Raw genomic sequence first — 20,271 nt, 5'->3', positions numbered from 1 at the left:
CGCCTCCGTGAAGATCCGAGATGCGGACGAACGTACCTGGTAGACACTAAGCGAATAACGTGCCCGATTTGTTCGATTGTTCGCTTTGTGTTCTCAGCGTTACCTAAGACCGCTCTGTGCTCTCAGCGTTATCTGAGGCGAAGGCCTCAGTCGACGGAAACGGTCTCGGCGCCGGGAGCCTTCTCGGCGGCACGGGTCTCTGCATGCTCGCGCATGTCGGTGATCTCACGTTCGAAATCCGCAGCCGAGCTGAAGGACTTGTACACCGATGCGAATCGCAGGTAGGCGACTTCGTCGAGATTTCGAAGCGGATCGAGGATCGCGAGCCCTACCTCGTTACTGGGAATTTCGGCAGAACCCGAAGCTCGAACGGCATCTTCGACCTGCTGGGCGAGCAAATTCAGCGAATCGTTGTCCACTTGGCGGCCCTGGCATGCGCGACGCACACCTTTGACAACCTTTTCTCGGCTGAAAGGCTCCGTGACGCCGCTGCGCTTCACGACCGAGAGAACTGCCGTCTCGACCGTGGTGAATCGGCGGCCACACTCGGGGCACGAACGACGCCGCCTGATCGCCTGGCCCTCGTCGGCCTCGCGCGAATCGACCACTCGGGAATCAGGGTGCCGGCAGAACGGGCAATGCATCGGGGTTCCTTCGTTGTCGCCGAAATGGCCGCAACTCAGATTCGCTACCGACTGCAAATCCTCCGACGATTTACAGAGCAGATCCACGTACTCAACGCGACCACCCGAGGTGGTGGGACTGTCAAGTGGACAGCTTACTCGCTGTGAACGGACTGCTCTCACGCTCGGTACGCCCCCGCCCGGTACGGGGTAGGTCAGCGCCCCGAGGCCGGCACGATCAGCGTTTGTCCCACTGACAGTCCGGAACTCGACATCGCATTGAGATCCATGATCTGCTCGATCACCGAACCGACAGCCTGGCCAGGTGCAACCTTGGCAGCAATATCACTGAGGGATTCACCCGCGGCAACACGAACCACTTCGGTCGCGCCGTTTGTCGCAGCTACGTCACCACTCGACAAAGCGCCGATCCCCACCAACGCCAACACTGCGAATGCGGTGAATACGGCGCCCAGGAAAACCGTCTTCCAAGTGACATCCTCGGCGGCCACTTCATGTTCGACCCGTGACACACCGACCCTGTTTCGGTGCGCGAAACTTCCTCCGTACGGGCGTGACGAATCGTGCTCGCTGTCCCACCGGCGAGGAGATTCGCGCAATGAACGCGAACCTGAAACCGCGCCCACCGCCGGAACCCGGCGAACGACGGCCGCCTGCGGTTCGTTGTCGACGTCCCTGGCCACGCCATGCATTTCGGCCGCTCCGCGCCGTTCGAAGGACACAGCGTCTGCATCGGGCCCATAGAACGAGGGGTGGTACTTCAGTGCCGACGTACCGTCGAAACCAAACGCGTCGAAACCAATCGCGTCGTCGAAAACCCTGTTGCTTTTCAGTGCTGCGTTACCCATCGTGACCTCCGCTGGTCGACACCGATCGATGTGTTCGATCATGCGTTCGATGGAACGCATGTTCGAATTTCTACCACGCCTGGCCGACAATGTCTCTACTTGGAGCGACACGAATCGAACAGATGTTTGAAACCGCGAGCAAATCCGGCTAGATTCGTGTCAGACCACACAGCGGGAATTGCGAAAGCCTCCGTGTTTGTCGACAGCTCGAATGTTGGCAGGAGGCACCGACAGGTTTCTGCGCGACTTGCACCAGGCACTTTGCAGGCACTTTTGCAGGCTGTTTTTCAGACACGACTTCTTCAGACACGACTTCTTCAGACACGGAGGCAACAGGCCATGAAGGACGATCGCTCCAGCACAGCCGCGGAGGCAGGAGCTTCTGCAGTTCCGTCTCCGTCGAGCGAGACGCTCACCGAGCGTCAGCGGCGCGTTCTCGAAGTGATCCGCGATTCGGTGACGGAGCGCGGGTATCCGCCGAGCATTCGCGAAATCGGGGATGCGGTGGGGCTTACCTCCACGTCGTCGGTCGCGCATCAACTGCGAACGTTGGAGCGCAAGGGCTTCCTTCGACGCGATCCCAATCGCCCTCGTGCAGTCGATGTTCGGGGTCTCGACGAGGTTGCGGCCGATACCGCCATCGCGTCGGTGTCGAAGCATTCCGGCGAGTACAACAGTGCCGACCCGCTGCCAGAGCCGGCGTTCGTCCCCATTCTGGGCCGCATCGCTGCCGGCGGACCGATCCTCGCCGAGGAAGCTGTGGAGGATGTGTTTCCACTCCCCCGCGAGCTCGTCGGCCAAGGTTCGCTCTTCATGCTCAAGGTTGTCGGTGAGTCGATGATCGATGCAGCGATCTGCGATGGCGACTGGGTTGTCGTCCGTCAGCAGAACGTCGCCGAGAACGGTGACATCGTGGCCGCAATGATCGACGGCGAAGCCACCGTGAAGACGTTCAAGCGTACGAAGAAGGAGGTGTGGTTGATGCCGCACAACGACCTCTTCGAGCCGATTCCCGGCAACAACGCCGTCATATTGGGCAAGGTTGTCACGGTCATGCGGAAGATCTGAGTTCGCTCGCACCCTCGATCACAAGACTCTGGGCCCCGGCATCAGCCGGGGCCCAGAGTCTTTTCGTGACGATCAGCGGTGCATCACCCGAATCAGAGGTTCAACGAGCGTCCGATGATCTCCTTCATGATCTCGGTTGTGCCACCGTAGATGGTCTGCACACGAGAGTCCATGTACGCCTTGGCAACCGGGTATTCCTTCATGTAGCCGTAGCCTCCGTGCAGCTGGAGGCAGCGGTCGATGAGCTTGACCTGAGCTTCGGTGGTCCACCACTTTGCCATCGCAGCTTCCTGCACGGTCAGCTTCTCGGCATTGAGCTGCTCGATGAACTTGTCCACCAGGATGCGCACTGCCGTGGTCTCCGTTGCCAATTCGGCCAGTACGAATCGGGTGTTCTGGAAGCTGCCGATGGACTTGCCGAATGCCTTGCGGTCACGGCAGTACTGGATCGTGCTCTCGAGAACCGATTCCATTGCGGCGGCAGCAACGACGGCGATCGAGAGTCGTTCCTGGGGAAGGTTCTTCATCAAGTAGAAGAAGCCCATTCCCTCTTCGCCCAGCAGGTTGGCAGCGGGAACGCGTACGTCGGTGAAGCTGAGTTCGGCGGTGTCCTGAGCCTTCATGCCGATCTTGTCGAGATTGCGTCCACGCTCGAAGCCGGGCATGTCCCGCTCGACCACGAGGAGGCTGAAGCCCTGAGCACCCTTGTCCGGGTCGGTGCACGCGACAACGATGATGATGTCGGCGTTGATTCCGTTGGTGATGAAGGTCTTCGAACCGTTGAGTACCCAGTGGTCCCCGTCGCGAACTGCTTTCGTCTTGATGCCCTGCAGGTCGCTACCGGTACCCGGTTCGGTCATCGCGATCGCCGAGATCAGCTCACCCGACGCGAATCCGGGTAGCCAACGCTGCTTCTGCTCCTCGTTGGTCAACTCCAGGAGGTACGGCGCCACCACGTCGTTGTGCAGCGTGAAGCCGATACCACTGAAGCCACCCTTGGTGGTTTCCTCGGTGATGATCGCGTTGTAGCGGAAATCCTTGACACCGCCGCCGCCGAATTCCTCAGGTACCGCGGTTCCCAAGAATCCCTGCTTTCCGGCCTCGACCCAGACGTCACGATCGACGATGTTCTGCTCTTCCCACTTCTCGTGGTTCGGTGCCACGTGCTGTGCCAAGAACTTCTGGTACGACTCCCGGAAGAGTTCATGTTCCGGTTCGAACAGGGTGCGCTCCACGCCGACTCCTTGCAATTCGATATACGGCACTTCAGTGATGTACCCGGTGGGGACGATGTACCCGGTCGGGATGTTTTCGCTGAGACTGGGCACGCCGAAGTTCGCGGGCCCACGTCACTGCCTCCGACGGTAGAACCTGTTGCGATACCCGTCGATGACCCGAACGATCACGATTCGTGACTGTAGCGGTTATCTGTTACTCGAAGTACGGAATTTGGCGAGGTATCGCATGATCGGGTAGGCGACCAGGATGCCGATCGACCCCCAAGCGATGCCGCCCAGCTCGACCGAACCAATGGTCAGCGTCAGGTTCCCGATGCCGGCAACCAGTGCGGCAGCGGCGACGGTCAGGTTGACCGGATCGGTGAAGTCCACCTTCGCTTCCATCCAGATGCGCACACCGAGAATGCCGATGAGTCCGTAGAGAACCATCGTCGCACCGCCGATGACGCCGTTCGGAACCGTGAAGACCAGTGCACCGAATTTGGGCGAAAATGCCAGGATCACGGCGGTGGCGGCCGCTACCCAGTACGCCGCGGTCGAGTACACACGCGTCGCTGCCATGACCCCGATGTTCTCGGCATACGTGGTGGTTCCGGATCCGCCGCCGGCGCCCGCCAAGGTCGTGGCGAGACCGTCTGCAAACAGCGCATTGCCGGCCAGATCATCGAGGGACTTACCCGTCATGGCGGACACCGCCTTGACATGTCCGACGTTCTCGGCGACCAGAACGATCACCACGGGCAGCGCGAGCACGATCACCGACCAGTCGAACGACGGTCCGTGCAGACTCGGCAGCCCGAACCAGTCGGCTTCGCGCAGAGCGGACACTCGTTCACTGTCGAGACCACCGATGACCGCGGCGAAGACCCAGCCGATCACGACGCCGACCAGAATGCCCAACCGGCCGAGCAGCCCGGGACCGACGACCGTGACCAGCAGGATCGAAACGAGCGTCACCGTGGCGATCAGCGGCTGCGATTCGAAGGAGCCGACCGCCGTCGGAGCGAGGTTGAGACCGATCAGCGCGACGACGGCGCCTGTCACTACCGGCGGCATGACGGCGTCGATGACCCGGCTGCCGATCAGACGTACGGCGACGCCGATCAACATCAACACGATGCCGACGGCCATGACGGCACCGAGCTGCGCGGCCGGGCCTGACCCTGCTGACGCTGTCAGCGGCGCGATGAACGCGAAGGACGAACCGAGATAGCTGGGGATCCGGCCCCGGGTGATGAGCAGGAACAGCGCGGTGCCGATACCCGAGAACAACAGCGTCGTCGTGACGGGAAAGCCGGTAATGGTCGGAACGAGCAGTGTCGCTCCGAACATCGCGATGACGTGCTGCATCCCGATCCCGATGGTGCGCGGCCAACTCAGTCGTTCGTCCGGCGCCACGACGGCGCCGTCGGCGATCCGCTTGCCGTCTCCGTGGACAGTCCAGCCGATTCCGCCGGTCCCGGTCATTGTTTCTCGTTCGATCACAGGTCGAAATACTAGAGGTCAGGCGCTCGGTCTCCGACCGAGACCGACGAAACCACTTCAGCTGATTGCGTCAGCCGCCGCTTTGCGCGCTGCCACGGGATCACCGGTTGCCAGCACGGCCGCCGCAGCCGCCTCACATTGCGCCATGGTGACGGACCCGACCTTCGCTCCCACACCCGCGACCGACGCCGCAGCGCACGACAGCGAGGAAACGCCGAGACCGGCAAGTACGCAGGCCAACAGTGGATCGGCGGCCGCCTCACCGCAGACGCCGACACGCTTGCCTGCCGCCTGACCGGCCTGGGCCGTACGTGCGACAAGGGCGAGCACCGCGGGCTGCCATGGATCGGTCAGGTCGGCGAGTTCGGAGGACATCCGATCAGCGGCCATCGTGTACTGAGCGAGGTCGTTGGTACCGATCGAGAGGAATTCGACGTGTTCGAGAATCTGGTCGGCCAGCAGCGCCGCCGCCGGGATCTCCACCATGACTCCGGGAACGAGATCGCGTGCCCGCACCGCATCGGCAAAGCGTTTCGCCTCGGCCGGGGTGGCGATCATCGGCGCCATGACCCACGGGGACGAGTTGGTCGACGCCGCTGCTGCGGCGATCGCGTCGAGCTGGCGGTCGAGAATCCCCATGTCCTGCCAGGCGATTCGGACCCCACGAACGCCGAGGGCCGGATTAGCTTCCTCTTGGTGGTTGGCGAATTTGAGCGGCTTGTCCGAACCCGCGTCCAACGTGCGAATGATGACCTTCTTGCCTGCGAAGGCCTCGAGAACTTCGGCGTAGATCGCCGCCTGCTCGTCTACGGTCGGTTCGGTCTCACGGCCGAGGAAGCAGAGTTCGGTCCGGAAGAGCCCGATGCCTCCCGCTGCGGTCAACGCCGCGGCGCGAGCGCCCGCGCCGTCTTGAACATTGGCGAGAACGTCTACCGGCCGACCGTCCGACGTCCGGCCTGGTCCGGTCCACGTGCTGACGCGTTCGCGATCGATCCGGGATTGTTCGACCAGTTCGCGCGCCTGTTCGGGATCCGGCTCCGCGATCACGTCGCCGGTGGTTCCGTCGATCAGAATCGGTGTTCCGGCCGCGATGGATTCCAATTCCTTCGCAGCCACGATGCACGGGATGCCCAACTGCCTCGCGATGATTGCCGTGTGGCTGGTCGGGCCGCCGAAGATGGTCACGAGTCCGATGATCTTGGTTGCATCGAGGCCCGCGGTGTCCGCAGGAGCCAGATCGTCCGCGCACAGCACCGACGGCGTCTCGGGCATCGGAACTCCGGGTTCGGGCAATCCGGAGAGTTCGGCGATCACGCGGTCGCGGATGTCCTCGAGATCGGTGACGCGCTCGGCCATCACACCGCCGACCTTGGTGAACAGCACCACGAACTGCTCCGTCGCCGCGATCGCAGCCTGCACTGGGGGCACTCCGCCGGCGATCGACTTCTTTGCCGCCCCGATCCAGCCGCGATCGGCTGCCATCGCCGCGTTGGCCTGCAAGACCTCGGCGGCCGCGCCTGTGGCTTCGGCAGCCCGTCCGAGAAGGCGGTTCTCGACAGCCTTCGCTGCTGCGACGAAGGCGTCTGCAGCGGCCTCTCGATCGGCCTCGTCGAGTGCGGGCGCATCGGTGACGAGTTCTGGTCGGCTGGACGGCCAGATAGCCGGGCCGTAGGCAATTCCGGGCACGACGGGGGTGCCGTGCACGGTGATTCGGTTGAGCTGTTCGGTCATCTGTCCTCCTTGAGCGATGGGCCCGGTGTCACACCGGATCACCTCGAGCGCGTAAAGCCCGCACCTTCGTTGTGACGAAGATTACTCCCAAGTCTTGACATGTCAACACACTCGGGCGTAAAACAACATAAAGCAACATTCACTGTGATCCACAACGCACCGTCGGATCACATTTCGGAATCGGAGAGCACGTGTACGCGGAAGAACGCCAACAAGCGATCGGCACCATGGTGTCGCAGCGCGGACGCATGTCCGTGGCGGCGCTGTCGGAGACCTTCGGTGTGACCACCGAGACCGTGCGTCGCGATCTGGCCTTCCTCGAGCGGATCGGACAGATCAGGCGTGTACACGGCGGCGCCGTTCCGACCGGATCCCTCCATGTGACCGAACCGGGCATGGCGGAACGCGATCAGACCCGCGCGCAACAGAAGGACCGGATCGCCCGCTGCGCGGTCACCTATCTCCCTCCTACCGGCGGCAGCGTCATCTTCGACGCGGGCACGACTACGGGCCGCATGATCCCCGAACTACCGACCGAGAACGACTTCACGGCCGTGACCAATTCCGTGCCGATCGGCGCACGACTGGCATCGATGAACTCGATTTCCCTGATCCTGCTCGGCGGACGAGTACGCGGGGTGACGCAAGCCGCGGTCGGCGAGGACGCTCTGCGCCTGCTGAGCACGTTGCGGGTCGACGTCGCCTTCGTCGGAACCAATGCGATCAGCGTCGGGCACGGACTCTCCACCCCGGACAGCGAAGAGGCCGCCGTCAAACGAGCGATGGTCAAGGCCGCCAATCACGTTGTCGTGGTGGCCGATTCCAGCAAAGTCGGCCGCGAGCACTTGATCAGCTTCGCGCCACTCGACAGCATCGACGTCCTCATCACCGACGAAGAGATCAGTCCCACAGACACATCCGAGTTCCACGACCACGGAATCGAGGTGGTGATCGCATGATCGTCACACTGACAGCCAACCCGAGTATCGATCGGACCGTACAACTCGAGCAACGGCTCGAACGAGGCTCCGTCCTACGTGCCCACTCCACTCGCAGCGACCCCGGCGGCAAGGGGGTCAACGTGGCGCGTGTTCTCGCCGCAGCCGACCTCGACGTGCTCGCGGTGCTACCGGGAAATGGTGGCGATCCCTTGCTCTCGGCGCTCGCAGCCGGTGGGATTCCCCACATCGGCGTCGCCACAACGGGTCCGGCTCGCACCAACATCACCATCGCGGAACCGGACGGGACCACGACGAAGATCAACGAACCCGGCGCAACGCTGTCCGGTTCGACGCTCGACGCCCTGGCACAGGAGTTGATCGCCCGCGCCGATACCGCACTGTGGTTCGCGCTGTCCGGCTCACTGCCTCCCGGCGTTCCGCTGGGGTGGTACGGCGAACTGGTCGCCGCGCTGCGCGATCACCCGTGCAAGGTGGCGGTCGACACCTCGGACGCCCCACTGACGGCACTCGCCGAAGGCTTCCCCGGCTCGGCACCTGATCTGCTCAAACCCAACGGCGAGGAACTCGCGCAACTGACCGGCGTCGACGGCCACGTCCTCGAACGTGCTGCCGAGAACGGTGATCCCGGGCCTGCGATCACGGCGGCGCAGCGATTGGTCGATCGCGGCGTCGGCAGCGTGCTCGCCACGCTCGGCGCAGCCGGTGCCGTCCTCGTCACGGCCGACGGCGCGTGGATCGCCACCGCTCCCCCGATTGTCGCAGTCAGTACCGTCGGCGCAGGCGATTCATCGCTGGCCGGCTACATCCTCGCCGAAGCGGGCGGCGGCTCGGAATCCGAGCGGCTACGTCACGCGGTCGCCTACGGAAGCGCCGCTGCCTCCCTTCCCGGCACAACCCTTCCCACACCCGAACAGATCGATCTGGCAGCGGTTTCGGTATCTGCAGCAGATGCCGCCTCTCCCATCCCCGTCCCCACCGAACTCGCCTGACGCCCTAAGGAACCTGACATGTCCGATACCACCGCAGCCGGCAGTTCCGGCCCGGAGATCATCAGTCCCGAACTGATCTCACTCGACACCGACCTGGGTTCGACCAAGGAAGATGTCATTCGTTCTCTCGCAGCGCGATTGACTGCAGCGGGGCGGGCGAGCGACGCCGCGGGACTGGTCGATGCCGCACTCGCTCGCGAAGCGCAGTCCGCGACCGGACTGCCCGGCGGAATCGCAATTCCCCACTGCCGCGCCGAGGCTGTCTCGTCCGCGTCCCTGGGGTTTGCTCGACTCGATCCGAAGGTCGACTTCGGTGCACCCGACGGCCCCGCCGATCTGGTCTTCCTGATCGCGGCACCCGAAGGCGCCGGGGCCGAGCACATGAAGCTGCTCTCCTCCTTGGCCCGAGCACTCGTCAGGCCCGCGTTCGTCACGTCACTTCGTGAAGCGTCGACGCCGGACGAGATCGTGAGACTGGTCGACGAGGTACTCAATCCCGCACCGAAGGATCCTGCAACAAAGGCTGCGGCAGCGACACCCCCGGCACCTGTTTCCACCGGGAAACACGCTACCGAGGAGACCCCGGCACCAGCGCCCGCGGAGCGTCACATCGTCGCGGTCACCGCCTGCCCGACCGGAATCGCTCACACCTACATGGCGGCGGACTCACTCGTCGCCGCGGGTGAACGCGCCGGCGTCAAGGTGCACGTCGAAACGCAAGGTTCAAGCGGAAGCACCCCCCTTGACCCTTCGGTGATCGCGGGAGCCGCCGCGGTCATCTTCGCCACCGACGTCGGCGTGAAGGGCCGCGAACGATTCGCCGGTAAGCCCGTCGTCGCTTCCGGTGTGAAGCGGGCAATCAACGAGCCGGACAAGATGCTCGCAGAAGCGTTGCGCGCCTCCGAGAATCCCGCCGCCGCCACCGTTGACGGCACCGCCGCAGCGGCCGCGGATTCCGATGCCGGTTCCGTAGGATTCGGCACCCACCTCCGTCAGGTCCTCCTGACGGGTGTCAGCTACATGATCCCGTTCGTCGCGGCCGGCGGTCTGCTGATCGCACTCGGCTTCCTGCTCGGCGGATACGAGATCTCCGGTCCGGCCAAGGACATCGTTCTCAACAACTCGATCACCAACCTTCCCGACGGTGGTCTGGCCACCTATCTCGGCGCAGTGCTGTTCCAGATCGGTTCGTTGGCATTCAGCTTCCTGGTGCCCGCGTTGGCCGGCTACATCGCCTTCGCCATCGCCGACCGGCCTGGCATCGCTCCCGGCTTCACAGCCGGCGCGGTCGCCGTGTTCGTCGGTGCCGGTTTCATCGGCGGCTTGGTCGGTGGTCTCATCGCCGGTGTCGTCGCGCTCTACATCGGCCGGATCGCCGTCCCGCAGTGGCTGCGAGGCCTGATGCCGGTGGTGATCATCCCGCTGTTCGCGACGCTGGTCGTCGGAGCACTGATGTTCATCGTCCTCGGGCGTCCGCTCGCCGCGATCACCTCCGGTCTCACCGACTGGCTCAACGGACTGTCCGGCAGCTCGGCCATCTTCCTCGGCATCATTCTCGGCCTGATGATGTGCTTCGACCTCGGTGGACCGGTCAACAAGGCGGCTTACGCCTTCGCCGTCGCCGGACTCAACGTCAACGACCCGGCCACTTTGCGCATCATGGCGGCTGTCATGGCTGCCGGTATGGTTCCGCCGCTTGCCATGGCACTTGCCTCGACGGTGCTGCGTCCCAAGCTCTTCAGCGAAGCCGAACGGGAGAACGGAAAGGCTGCCTGGTTGCTGGGTTCGGCATTCATCTCCGAGGGCGCGATTCCGTTCGCCGCTGCCGACCCGCTTCGCGTGATCCCCTCGATGATGGCGGGCGGCGCGGTCACCGGCGCGCTGATCATGGCTTTCGACGTCACTCTCAGCGCCCCGCACGGCGGGATCTTCGTCTTCTTCGCAGTCGGCGGAATCGGCTGGTTCCTGGTCTCGCTCGCCGCGGGAACCGTGGTAGCTGCGCTCGCCGTCGTCGGAGCCAAGGAGTTCTTCCGCAAGGGGCCGTCCGATGCCGAACTCGACCCCGAAATCGTGCCCGCTGCGGCATGATCGACAGCAGGCAACGCTGCAGTCACCACCTGAGTCACCAGATCTGCCCGAACACCCCATAACGTCCGCAACGACAGTTCTACAACGAGGAGATCCCATGCCCAGCAAGACAGTTGCCGTCGGTTCCGCAGTCGGCCTCCACGCCCGCCCCGCCGCTCTCATCGCCGAAGCAGTCGGAGCCTCCGGCGCCACGGTCACCCTCGCAGTCGCCGACGGCGAACCGGTGGATGCAGGGTCGGCACTGATGATCATGACGCTCGGAGCCGCCAAGGACACCGAAGTAACCATCGAGTCCGACGACGCCGACGCACTCGCCAAGGTCGCCGAGCTGGTAGCCGCTGATCTCGACGCCTGACCTGATGTCAGTCGGTGCTGTGTAGCGGGCCGGACACTCTCACGGAGTCAGTGCGAGTGTCCGGCCCAGCCAGTCCATTTCGAGTTCCAGAGCAGTGCCCCACACATCACCCGAGTGCCCGCCGGGAAGGGTGTAGTAGTCCACGTTCATGTCGGCGGCGCGTGCAGCCTCGAACATGATCTCCTGCTGAGGGCGGTAGATGTCGTCGTCCTCACCCGCGACAAATACACCCGACAACTGCGGATACCGATTCTGCGCCATCAGGTCTCGGGCGTTGACCGCGTCGAACGCGCTTTCGTCACCGTCGAACATGGCCGCCACGGTGTCCTCGTGATCACCGGTCGACGGTTCGTCCTGGCCGGAGAAGTCCAGGAACGACGGGTATCGGTCCGGGAAGTTCACGGCCATCTCGATCGCGCATGTCCCGCCGTAGGAGAACCCACCGATAGCCCATTGCGCAGCGTCCGGATTCACTTGAAGGTTCGATTCGATCCAGTTCGGGACGTCCTGGTCCAGATACGTCGCGACGTTGCCGAGCGCAGAATCCATGCAGCCGGGGTTGGCGTCGTAGTCCCCCAACGCGTCGGGCACCACCACGACGGGAGCAAGCCCGGAATGCCTCGACGCATAGGCGTCGACGGTGGTCGCGAGCCGGCCACTGTCCAGCCAGTCGCTGGGGCTGCCGGGCTCACCCGCCACCAACACCAGTACGGGCAACTCGGCACGCGGATCGGCAAGATAGGCCGGCGGGAGATACAGCGTCGCAGGCCTCGCGTCGAATCCCGAAACGTTTCCTGGAATCGCCGCTTCCGTCACGACACCGTTGCTCGGCATCCGCACCGGAACCTGCCAATGAGTTTCGGTGGGCAGTCCCCGTTGTACCCAAGGTTCGGCCCCGGGGAGCGAATCGAAGGCAATGTTCTCGACCGACCCGACCGGCCAGTGCCCGACCAGTGAGCCGAGTGTGGGATAGGTGCCGGTCTGCGCGTTGACCTGACCTACTGCGACGATCGCGGCCAGCCCGGCGAATGCCGTCACCGAAAGGCCCCGCGCAAGCCCTGGGCGCCGAAGGAGAACGAGTGCGGCGCCGATGACTCCGAACATCGCCAGCGCTATCCAGACAAAATTCGACGCCGGTAGCTGCGCGGGCAGCGGCCGAAAGCTGAGCCACACGAACATCGCACCGGTGGCTGATCCGAGCACTGACAGACCTAGCGCGACCAACGCGGCCCGACGCGGCAACCACCGAAGCAGAAGCAACGTGCCGACGCCGACGATGACGGAACCCACGAGCAGCGCTGCGGTGATGTGTCCGTGCTCGAGTGACATACGCGAGAGCCGCGTCAGGAGTTGATGCCCGTGCATTCGTTCCAGTATCCACATCTACCGTCGGTCTGCGAATTCGTGGAATTATCGGGAATCAGCGGCGTCGTCGAAATCTCACGAATGCCGCGCCCCCGATCGCACATCCTGCCGCGACCAACCCGGCCCACACGAATGTCCACGGATCGACCCCGACACCGACCGAACCGTCAGACGAGTCAGCCGTCGCTTCTGTCGCGTCCACGAGCGCTCGCATCACGTACACCGGCGGCAACGCTCCGCCGGCAGATTCAGAACCGATCAGAACATCGCCCGCATCGTTGAATGCCACCGCCTCACCCTGAGGCTCCTTCGGGAGCGGGATCCGCAGCGGTTCGGTACCGGTGAGCGTCGCGCCGATTCCGCCGTCCACGACTTCGTACAGGTACAGGTCGGAGTAACTCCGAAGTGCGATCGCCGAACCGTCCGACGACACCGCTCCCCCGGTGAACATCACCGACACGGGCTTCTCCGGTCCGAGGGACACGGCTCCGACGCGCTCGAGCGGCGTCGGGCCGGGCTGCGCCAAGTCACTCAGTTTCTGATCCCCGACCGGTGTGTAGACACTGCTTTCGCCGAACAATTCCTTGGTCACGACAAAAACGTGGCCGTCGGGGTCGAGCAGTATCGACTCGGTGTCGTGCGCACCGTCCGGGTACGTGAGGCGGTGCAACGTACCGTCACCGGAATCGAGGTCCATCGTGATGAACGCCACTGTTTCGCGGGTCCGGAGGTTGTCACCGGTGTCCGACAGAACGAGCGTTCGCCCACTCACCGCAAGATCTTCGACGTCGTAAGGATCTATCGGGACCGGAATCTGTTTCTGGACAACACAGTTCAGGTCCATTTCGAATACGAAGTCGTCACTGCCGCCGTCACCCATCGCGTAGATCCGATCGTCGACGACGACCATCCCCGACAACTCCTGGAGCGCAGGATCGGTAGGCGTACAGAGTGGGGCGAACTCGCTCGGTTCGAACGACGACGCCTGTGCGAGCGCTCCGGGAAGCAGTGCGGCTGCCGTAGTCGCAGCAATCACCGCGACCACGGCCCCGAAACTACGCACTAGGTGCGTACTCGACCAATGCCGAGGCCAACATCTGTGGCACGCGTGCATGCACCCGCGTTCCCGCCTCTTCGTGAGTCGATTCCAAAATCGTTCCGTCCGAGTGGATTCGAGCCATCAAGTCACCGCGCGTGTACGGCACCAGCACGTCGACCTCGACCTCCGGCCGAACCAGCACCTCGCTGAGATGTGCTCTTAGTTCGGCGATTCCCTCACCCGTCCGCGCCGAGACGAACACGGCACCAGGCAACAGACCACGCAGTTGCGTCAACGTAACCGGATCTGCCGCGTCGATCTTGTTGACCACGATCAACTCCGGCGGAGCCTTCGAATCCGTCTCGCGCAGAACATCGGTGACGACTTCCCGAACAGCCTTGATCTGTTCTGTCGGCAACGGATCCGAACCGTCGACGACGTGCAGCAGCAGATCCGCGTCGGTTACTTCCTCGAGAGTCGAGCGGAATGCCTCGACCAACTGAGTCGGCAGGTGTCGCACGAAGCCGACCGTGTCGGTGAGTACGTACTCGCGGCCGTCGTCGAGTGCTGCGCGGCGAGTGGTCGGGTCCAAGGTGGCGAACAACGCGTTCTCCACGAGCACACCCGATCCGGTGAGCGAATTGAGCAGACTCGATTTGCCCGCGTTGGTGTATCCGACGATGGCGATCGACGGGATGTCGCTCTGCAGTCGACGTGTGCGCTTGGTGTCGCGAGCGGCCTTCATGCCCTTGATCTCGCGGCGTAGTTTTGCCATGCGCTCACGAATACGGCGGCGGTCCGTCTCGATTTTCGTTTCACCGGGACCACGCAGGCCCACACCGCCGTTACTGCCGGCACGGCCACCGGCCTGGCGCGACATCGACTCGCCCCAACCACGCAGACGCGGGAGCATGTACTCCATCTGAGCAAAAGCCACCTGGGCTTTACCCTCACGAGACGTGGCGTGCTGAGCAAAGATGTCGAGAATCAGAGCTGTCCGGTCGATGACCTTGACCTTGACGATCTTCTCCAGCGCCGTGAGCTGCGCCGGCGTCAGCTCACCGTCGCAGACGACGGTGTCGGCGCCGGTCGCCAGGACTACTTCGCGCAGTTCCTGCGCCTTGCCGGAACCGATGTAGGTGGCAGCGTCGGGTTTGTCGCGACGCTGAACCAGTCCTTCGAGGACCTCGGAGCCGGCCGTCTCGGCAAGTGCGGCCAACTCGGTCATGCTCGCCTCGGCCTGCTCGGCAGTTCCCTGCGTCCAGACGCCGACCAGGACAACTCTTTCGAGTCGAAGCTGGCGGTACTCGACTTCGGTGACGTCCTCGAGCTCGGTCGACAGACCGGCCACGCGGCGCAGGGCGCCGCGATCTGCGAGTTGCATCTCACCGGTCGACGGGTTGCCCGATGCGGACGCTGCCGTGTATTCGGCTTGCGCGTACTCGGACTGCTCGTGAGCGGTGGACTCTTCGTTTTCATGTGTGTTCGTCATACAAGATCCATGGTCCCACGAAACCTGGCCACGGTGCATCCGTATTTCCTGCAGGCGTATTTCCCGCGGGCGATATCACACAAGCGATTGCCACCACGCGTCGCTGATCGTTCCGCTCGCCACCAGAACCGAGGGCCCCCGCAACGACCCTTTGCCGCCTTCGACGGTGACCTGTACCTCGCCGCCGAGCACGCGCACCAGTACCGAGCCTTCATCGCGGCCGTCGTACCTCAGCGCCGCGGCCGCAGCTGCGACCGTTCCGGTTCCGCAGGAACGAGTCTCGCCCACACCACGCTCGTGTACGCGCATGTGGACCCCACCGTCGTGGATCGGCGTCACGATCTCGATGTTGACCCCGTGCGGGAAGAACCCGGGATCGAAGCCCGGAGAAACACTCAAATCGAGCGCACTCAAAACTTCTGCCGTCACGTGCTCGTCGACACACGCCAAATGCGGATTACCGACGTCGATGCCGACGCCGGCGAAGACGCGGCCGTCGATTGTTGCCGAACTGGTGCCGAGGTCCTTGATCGGGCCCATCGCCACGGTCACGTCACCATGTGTGGCGTCGTAGCCGTGCACCACGACCGGACGCGCTCCGGCGCGGCTGCCGACCACGAACTCGTCCTTGCTCTCCAAGCCCGAGGCCTTGAGATAGTGGGCGAATACGCGAACTCCGTTTCCGCACATCTCCGCGATGGAGCCGTCGCTGTTGCGGTAGTCCATGAACCAGTCTTCGGCAGCGACGCCGTCGGGCAGCGCACCGAGCACGCCCGCGTCCGCAAGTGCGCCTGCCCGGGCGACACGAAGGATGCCGTCGGCGCCGAGGCCACGCTGACGATCACACAACGCTGAAACTCGCGCCGGCTCGAGATCGACCCGAACGTCGAGGTCAGGGAGAACAACGAAGTCGTTCTGCGTGCCGTGGCCCTTACTGAAATCCATGGTCGCCATCCTATCCGGACCTGCCGACCGACTCACGCAGGTGACGCGGTGACCACGACGTTCTGTTCGTACGTGAAGCCGGACGGCAACGAGGGGTCGGGCACGGTTGCGCCGCCGCAGGTCACGAGGACCAGCCTGGGCGCACCCGTTTCGGAAAAGAACTCGGCCGGCAAAGCCACCTTTTCGTACAGCTTCAGGCTCGCTGCGTGATAGGTGAACATCGTTCCGGTGTCGTCGCTCACGTAGATCGGTGTTCCGGGCTTCATCTGGTGCAGCGCCCACAAGGCGCCGTGCGTGCGATCACCGTCGTCGACGTGGCCGGCAACAAGATTGGTGCCCTCCGAAGATCCGAACTGCACACCGTTGGTGAAATGCGAAACCTTGTCAGGATGCGGAAGGATCATTCCGCGGTTGGCGCCGAACCCACTGGTCACGATGTCGGCTCGCACATCGAGATCGGGAATCGCGAGCGTGTTCGGCGGCAGATCCGTTGGCGCAGGCGCCCACGTCGCCCCTGGATCGGTTGGAGCTCCCACGTCGAAGGGTGCTTCGGGAACAGGTGCGCTGATGGGCTTCCCGGCCGCCCTCACCGCAAAATAGACGAGCACCCCGCCGACCGCGAGAAATGTGACGAGCAGTAGGAGAAGCGGCAGCCGACCCGCGCGTCGGCCTCTCGGTCGCGCGTGTGTCCCGGTCTGCGCCATGTTCGTTGTCCTCCAGTCCGTCGATCGCGAAACGAATGGATCGCGAAAGAGCTAACTGTAAGATAGCTGATCGGGGCGATCGTGTTACAGGCCGCGATATGCAAGGGCAGCGAAGGCCGAGCGAGCCAGCTCCGGATCGGCACCGTCGAGCCAGTGCACGCGTGCGTCACGACGGAACCATGATCGTTGGCGGCGAACGTAGCGCCGCGTCCCGATGAACGTCCGTTCGAGTGCTTCGGCCAGATCGTATTCACCGTCGAAATGTGCGAGCACCTGTGCGTAGCCGATGGCTCGCGGCGCTGTGACGCCCTCACGCAATCCTTGCTCGACGAGTACGGCGACTTCGTCGACAAGTCCGCCTGAAAACATCAGCTCGGTTCGCAACCGAATCCGGGCGTCGAGTTCTTCCGTATCCCGATCCACGCCGAGAATGCGGGTTCCCCATCGAGGGTCACCGATCTGCGGCGCCGAGGCCGCGAACGGCAGACCTGTCAGCTCGACGACCTCGAGCGCCCGAACCATCCGCCGACCGTCCGTCGGCAGTATCGACGCCGCTGCTACCGGATCAGCAGCAACAAGCGCCGTATGCACCGCACCGACCCCACCGTCGGCAAGCACTGCCTCCCACTTCGCACGAACTTCGGGATCCGTTGCCGGAAAGGACCATTCGTCGAGTAGAGACTGGACGTACATCATGGATCCGCCGACGATCACCGGAACCTTGCCCGCCACGATCAGATTCTCGGCGATCGCGATCGCGTCGCTTTGATAACGCGCGACGGTGGCGGTCTCCTTCACATCGAGAACGTCGAGCAGGTGATGCGGAATCCCACGGCGCTCGGCCGGTGTCAGTTTGGCGGTCCCGATATCCATGCCGCGATAGAGCTGCATCGCGTCGATGTTGATGATTTCACCGCCGAATTCCTCGGCCAGTGCCAGCGCGAGATCGGACTTTCCCGACGCTGTCGGACCGACAACTGCGATCGGGCGAAGTTCTTCAGGGACGTTCACGGCCGCCACGTCCCGACGTGGTAACCGACGCCGAACGGCGCATCGCTGTAGTCGACCGTCGCGCGAGGATGGGCCGACCGAGACGAGCCCGTAAAGACACCGGCCAGGACCTGCCACGCCGCGCGCCCCTGGGCTCCGACACTGCGGCAGAGCCGCGGATCGAGAGCAAGCAGCGCCTCCGGGTCCCCGGCCGTCAGGGCGTCGTCGATGGCCGACTGCACACCCGCGGCGCGCTCGTCGAAGCTTCCTGGCGCCTTTGCCGTCAGCGTGGACGCACCGTCAGCAACGATCAGAAGCCCTTGCGGTCGGTTGTCGCTGTCGAGTTGCTTGCGCAGCTGCTGCCCGAATTCACGACATTCATTCGCCGACGCCTTTGCACTGACGACGTGCATGTCGACGGTTATCTCCACGTCTGTTCGGCCACGCAGCCAGCCGGCAACAAGGGCGCACAGTTCGAGAGATGGCATCGGTTCGCCTGCCGCATCCGCGTCCAGTGACGTCCGGACATCGGCGCCGAATCCAGCGAACGTACCGATCTGCCCACGTCCGACGCCCGATCGCCAGAGTTCGCCTGCTGCTTTCTCGGAGTCGACGCCGACGCCCACCCAGTGCACCGCCTCGTGAGCGAGCCGGCGCACGGCGGCTATCGCTGTAGCGCGCACCTGAGCGGACTCGGCCGAATCACCGGACAATTCCGGCACGAGTAACGGCGCCGAGGGGACGAGAACAGCGGAAGTCAACACAGTTGCCACGCTAGTCGACCCCGAGGTGGCGACCTCACACCCTCTTACCTGATTCAATAGTCGGAGAACGTGAGTACCGGGTTCAATGGAACCAGGAATGCGATCAGGCAGCCGTGACGCGCGGCAGAGACGAGGACCGATGACCGAGAACAGTGAACCCACCACCGGCGCCGACAGCAGTTCGGCCAGCCCGAGCCCGGCAGCACCCAAACCCGGCGCTCCCAAACCTGGTGGACCACGCCCCGGTGCGCCCCGCCCCGGAGCACCTCGCCCCGGACCAGCAGCCTCGCATGCCGTCACCGCCGCACCGGCCAGCGACCCGAGCAAGTTCGGACGCGTCGAGGAAGACGGAACCGCCTGGGTGAAGACCGCTGACGGTGAACGTCAGATCGGTTCGTGGCAGGCCGGCGACGCCACCGAGGGCCTCGCCCATTTCGGTCGTCGCTACGACGACCTCGCGACCGAGGTCTCGCTACTCGAGGCGCGACTGACGTCGGGCGCCGGAGACGCCAAGAAGACCAAGGCTGCCGCCATCGCTCTGTCCGAATCCCTCTCGACCGCTGCAGTGATCGGTGACCTCGACGCTTTGGCTCGCCGACTCGACGTGATCGTTGCCGGTTCCGACGAGGCCGCAGCGCACGCGAAGGAAGAGAAGGAACAGTCGCGCGCGGCAAGCACCGCCCGCAAGGAGGCCCTCGCAGTCGAGGCCGAGCAGATCGGCTCGGAGTCGACCCAGTGGAAGACCGCGGGTGATCGACTGCGCGAGATTCTCGACGAGTGGAAGACGATTCGCGGAATCGACCGCAAGGTCGACGACGCACTGTGGAAGCGTTACTCGAAGGCTCGTGAGTCCTTCAACCGGCGACGTGGAGCCCACTTCGCCGAACTCGACCGGGATCGTGCGAGCGCCCGTTCGACGAAGGAAGAACTGGTCGAGCGCGCCGAGAAGCTGTCGACCTCCACTGAATGGGGACAGACCGCCGGGGAATTCCGCGATCTACTCAGCGAGTGGAAGGCTGCCGGCCGCGCACCGCGCGAGGCCGACGACAACCTGTGGAAGCGCTTCAAGGGCGCTCAGGATGTGTTCTTCGCCGCGCGCAACGCTGCTGCATCCGAGCGCGATGCCGAATTCGAGCAGAACGCGGTTGCAAAAGAGGAGCTGCTCGCTGCCAATGCGAACATCGATCCGGCGCACGGACTCGAGAACGCCCGCGCAGCGCTTCGCGATCTGCAGGAGAAGTGGGACGCGATCGGCAAGGTGCCGCGCGACCGAATGCAGGAACTCGAAGCGAAGCTCCGGGCCATCGAAACCAAGGTGCGCGACGCGGTCGACGCCGAGTGGCGTCGCACCGATCCGGAAGCACTTGCCCGGGTCGCGCAGTTCAAGGAGCGGGTGAGCCAGTTCGAGGAGCAGGCCGCCAAGGCTCAGGCTGCCGGCAAGACGAAGGACGCCGAGAAGGCTCTCGCTCAGGCCAAGCAGTGGCGTGAGTGGGCCGAAGCTGCCGAAAGCGCCGTCAACGAGTAATCGACGACGAGCTGTAAAGACAACAAAAACGCCGGCTCA

General features: G+C 64.0%; 18 protein-coding genes. 6 read left to right on the top strand and 12 right to left on the bottom strand.

The window, feature by feature from the left end:
* Positions 1 to 146: 146 nt before the first annotated feature.
* Positions 147 to 644: a transcriptional regulator NrdR gene (gene nrdR / locus GN300_RS24005; RefSeq protein WP_030535543.1), complete on the bottom strand. Its 498-nt coding sequence runs from the start codon at positions 642 to 644 to the stop codon at positions 147 to 149.
* Between the two features lie 194 nt (positions 645 to 838).
* Positions 839 to 1,552: a LysM peptidoglycan-binding domain-containing protein gene (locus GN300_RS24000; protein ID WP_054782108.1), complete on the bottom strand. Its 714-nt coding sequence runs from the start codon at positions 1,550 to 1,552 to the stop codon at positions 839 to 841.
* Positions 1,553 to 1,831: 279 nt separating this feature from the next.
* Between GN300_RS24000 and lexA the strand changes: the two genes are divergently transcribed.
* Positions 1,832 to 2,560 (top strand): transcriptional repressor LexA, encoded by a 729-nt coding sequence (gene lexA, locus GN300_RS23995; protein ID WP_007735195.1) that lies wholly within the window; start codon positions 1,832 to 1,834, stop codon positions 2,558 to 2,560.
* A 92-nt stretch (positions 2,561 to 2,652) separates the two neighbouring features.
* Here the strand turns inward: lexA and GN300_RS23990 are convergent, their stop codons facing one another.
* The 3 genes from GN300_RS23990 to GN300_RS23980 all read right to left on the bottom strand — a co-directional run bounded on the left by GN300_RS23990 (position 2,653) and on the right by GN300_RS23980 (position 7,014).
* Complete coding sequence (locus tag GN300_RS23990; protein WP_007735194.1) at positions 2,653 to 3,795, bottom strand: acyl-CoA dehydrogenase family protein; 1,143 nt, start codon at positions 3,793 to 3,795, stop codon at positions 2,653 to 2,655.
* A 189-nt stretch (positions 3,796 to 3,984) separates the two neighbouring features.
* Complete coding sequence (locus tag GN300_RS23985; RefSeq protein WP_003942232.1) at positions 3,985 to 5,265, bottom strand: uracil-xanthine permease family protein; 1,281 nt, start codon at positions 5,263 to 5,265, stop codon at positions 3,985 to 3,987.
* Positions 5,266 to 5,340: 75 nt separating this feature from the next.
* Complete coding sequence (locus GN300_RS23980) at positions 5,341 to 7,014, bottom strand: putative PEP-binding protein (RefSeq protein ID WP_050655800.1); 1,674 nt, start codon at positions 7,012 to 7,014, stop codon at positions 5,341 to 5,343.
* 191 nt (positions 7,015 to 7,205) lie between these two features.
* On the opposite strand from GN300_RS23980, the gene GN300_RS23975 reads away from it, so the two are divergent.
* The 4 genes from GN300_RS23975 to GN300_RS23960 all read left to right on the top strand — a co-directional run bounded on the left by GN300_RS23975 (position 7,206) and on the right by GN300_RS23960 (position 11,408).
* Positions 7,206 to 7,973 carry a DeoR/GlpR family DNA-binding transcription regulator gene (locus tag GN300_RS23975; RefSeq protein WP_003942134.1) on the top strand — a complete coding sequence of 256 codons (768 nt, stop codon included), beginning with the start codon at positions 7,206 to 7,208 and terminating at the stop codon, positions 7,971 to 7,973.
* Entirely contained in the window at positions 7,970 to 8,965 is a 996-nt protein-coding gene (locus GN300_RS23970) for a 1-phosphofructokinase family hexose kinase (protein WP_007735190.1), read from the top strand. The genes GN300_RS23975 and GN300_RS23970 overlap by 4 nt, the downstream gene beginning before the upstream one ends.
* 18 nt (positions 8,966 to 8,983) lie before the next feature.
* Positions 8,984 to 11,053 (top strand): fructose-specific PTS transporter subunit EIIC, encoded by a 2,070-nt coding sequence (locus GN300_RS23965; protein WP_063316514.1) that lies wholly within the window; start codon positions 8,984 to 8,986, stop codon positions 11,051 to 11,053.
* Positions 11,054 to 11,150: 97 nt separating this feature from the next.
* On the top strand, positions 11,151 to 11,408 hold the full coding sequence (locus tag GN300_RS23960; RefSeq protein ID WP_003942144.1) for an HPr family phosphocarrier protein: 258 nt from the start codon (positions 11,151 to 11,153) through the stop codon (positions 11,406 to 11,408).
* Positions 11,409 to 11,447: 39 nt separating this feature from the next.
* Here GN300_RS23960 and GN300_RS23955 read toward each other — a convergent pair whose 3' ends face one another.
* From GN300_RS23955 to GN300_RS23925, 7 genes are all read right to left on the bottom strand, one after another.
* Positions 11,448 to 12,773: an esterase family protein gene (locus tag GN300_RS23955; RefSeq protein ID WP_233405687.1), complete on the bottom strand. Its 1,326-nt coding sequence runs from the start codon at positions 12,771 to 12,773 to the stop codon at positions 11,448 to 11,450.
* 55 nt (positions 12,774 to 12,828) lie between these two features.
* Positions 12,829 to 13,818: a hypothetical protein gene (locus GN300_RS23950; RefSeq protein ID WP_232330032.1), complete on the bottom strand. Its 990-nt coding sequence runs from the start codon at positions 13,816 to 13,818 to the stop codon at positions 12,829 to 12,831.
* Between the two features lie 10 nt (positions 13,819 to 13,828).
* Complete coding sequence (hflX, locus tag GN300_RS23945; protein ID WP_003942213.1) at positions 13,829 to 15,304, bottom strand: GTPase HflX; 1,476 nt, start codon at positions 15,302 to 15,304, stop codon at positions 13,829 to 13,831.
* A gap of 75 nt (positions 15,305 to 15,379) precedes the next feature.
* On the bottom strand, positions 15,380 to 16,249 hold the full coding sequence (gene dapF / locus GN300_RS23940) for a diaminopimelate epimerase (protein WP_063316726.1): 870 nt from the start codon (positions 16,247 to 16,249) through the stop codon (positions 15,380 to 15,382).
* A 32-nt stretch (positions 16,250 to 16,281) separates the two neighbouring features.
* Complete coding sequence (locus GN300_RS23935) at positions 16,282 to 16,953, bottom strand: class F sortase (protein ID WP_063316517.1); 672 nt, start codon at positions 16,951 to 16,953, stop codon at positions 16,282 to 16,284.
* Between the two features lie 84 nt (positions 16,954 to 17,037).
* Entirely contained in the window at positions 17,038 to 17,973 is a 936-nt protein-coding gene (gene miaA / locus GN300_RS23930; RefSeq protein ID WP_063316518.1) for a tRNA (adenosine(37)-N6)-dimethylallyltransferase MiaA, read from the bottom strand.
* Positions 17,961 to 18,707, bottom strand: coding sequence for a class III extradiol dioxygenase subunit B-like domain-containing protein (locus tag GN300_RS23925; protein WP_063316519.1), 747 nt, complete (start codon positions 18,705 to 18,707; stop codon positions 17,961 to 17,963). Before GN300_RS23925 ends, miaA begins: the two co-directional genes overlap by 13 nt.
* Before the next feature lie 139 nt (positions 18,708 to 18,846).
* Between GN300_RS23925 and GN300_RS23920 the strand changes: the two genes are divergently transcribed.
* Positions 18,847 to 20,232: a DUF349 domain-containing protein gene (locus GN300_RS23920; RefSeq protein WP_003942193.1), complete on the top strand. Its 1,386-nt coding sequence runs from the start codon at positions 18,847 to 18,849 to the stop codon at positions 20,230 to 20,232.
* Positions 20,233 to 20,271: the final 39 nt, after the last annotated feature.

The sequence above is a fragment of the Rhodococcus sp. Ni2 genome, assembly GCF_021352185.1.
Lineage (GTDB): Bacteria > Actinomycetota > Actinomycetes > Mycobacteriales > Mycobacteriaceae > Rhodococcus_F > Rhodococcus_F qingshengii.
The sequence above is the reverse complement of the archived record's forward strand: the minus strand, read 5'-3'. Positions and strand labels throughout refer to the sequence as shown.

What these genes read in the sequence shown, in the direction of transcription:
- GN300_RS23955 (WP_233405687.1), bottom strand. Translation starts at nt 12,773, where the DNA reads ATGCACGGGCATCAACTCCTGACGCGGCTCTCGCGTATGTCACTCGAG.
- GN300_RS23965 (WP_063316514.1), top strand. Translation starts at nt 8,984, where the DNA reads ATGTCCGATACCACCGCAGCCGGCAGTTCCGGCCCGGAGATCATCAGT.
- dapF (WP_063316726.1), bottom strand. Translation starts at nt 16,249, where the DNA reads ATGGATTTCAGTAAGGGCCACGGCACGCAGAACGACTTCGTTGTTCTC.
- GN300_RS23960 (WP_003942144.1), top strand. Translation starts at nt 11,151, where the DNA reads ATGCCCAGCAAGACAGTTGCCGTCGGTTCCGCAGTCGGCCTCCACGCC.
- GN300_RS24000 (WP_054782108.1), bottom strand. Translation starts at nt 1,552, where the DNA reads ATGCGTTCCATCGAACGCATGATCGAACACATCGATCGGTGTCGACCA.
- GN300_RS23985 (WP_003942232.1), bottom strand. Translation starts at nt 5,265, where the DNA reads ATGACCGGGACCGGCGGAATCGGCTGGACTGTCCACGGAGACGGCAAG.
- GN300_RS23980 (WP_050655800.1), bottom strand. Translation starts at nt 7,014, where the DNA reads ATGACCGAACAGCTCAACCGAATCACCGTGCACGGCACCCCCGTCGTG.
- nrdR (WP_030535543.1), bottom strand. Translation starts at nt 644, where the DNA reads ATGCATTGCCCGTTCTGCCGGCACCCTGATTCCCGAGTGGTCGATTCG.
- GN300_RS23970 (WP_007735190.1), top strand. Translation starts at nt 7,970, where the DNA reads ATGATCGTCACACTGACAGCCAACCCGAGTATCGATCGGACCGTACAA.
- GN300_RS23920 (WP_003942193.1), top strand. Translation starts at nt 18,847, where the DNA reads ATGACCGAGAACAGTGAACCCACCACCGGCGCCGACAGCAGTTCGGCC.
- lexA (WP_007735195.1), top strand. Translation starts at nt 1,832, where the DNA reads ATGAAGGACGATCGCTCCAGCACAGCCGCGGAGGCAGGAGCTTCTGCA.
- GN300_RS23935 (WP_063316517.1), bottom strand. Translation starts at nt 16,953, where the DNA reads ATGGCGCAGACCGGGACACACGCGCGACCGAGAGGCCGACGCGCGGGT.
- hflX (WP_003942213.1), bottom strand. Translation starts at nt 15,304, where the DNA reads ATGACGAACACACATGAAAACGAAGAGTCCACCGCTCACGAGCAGTCC.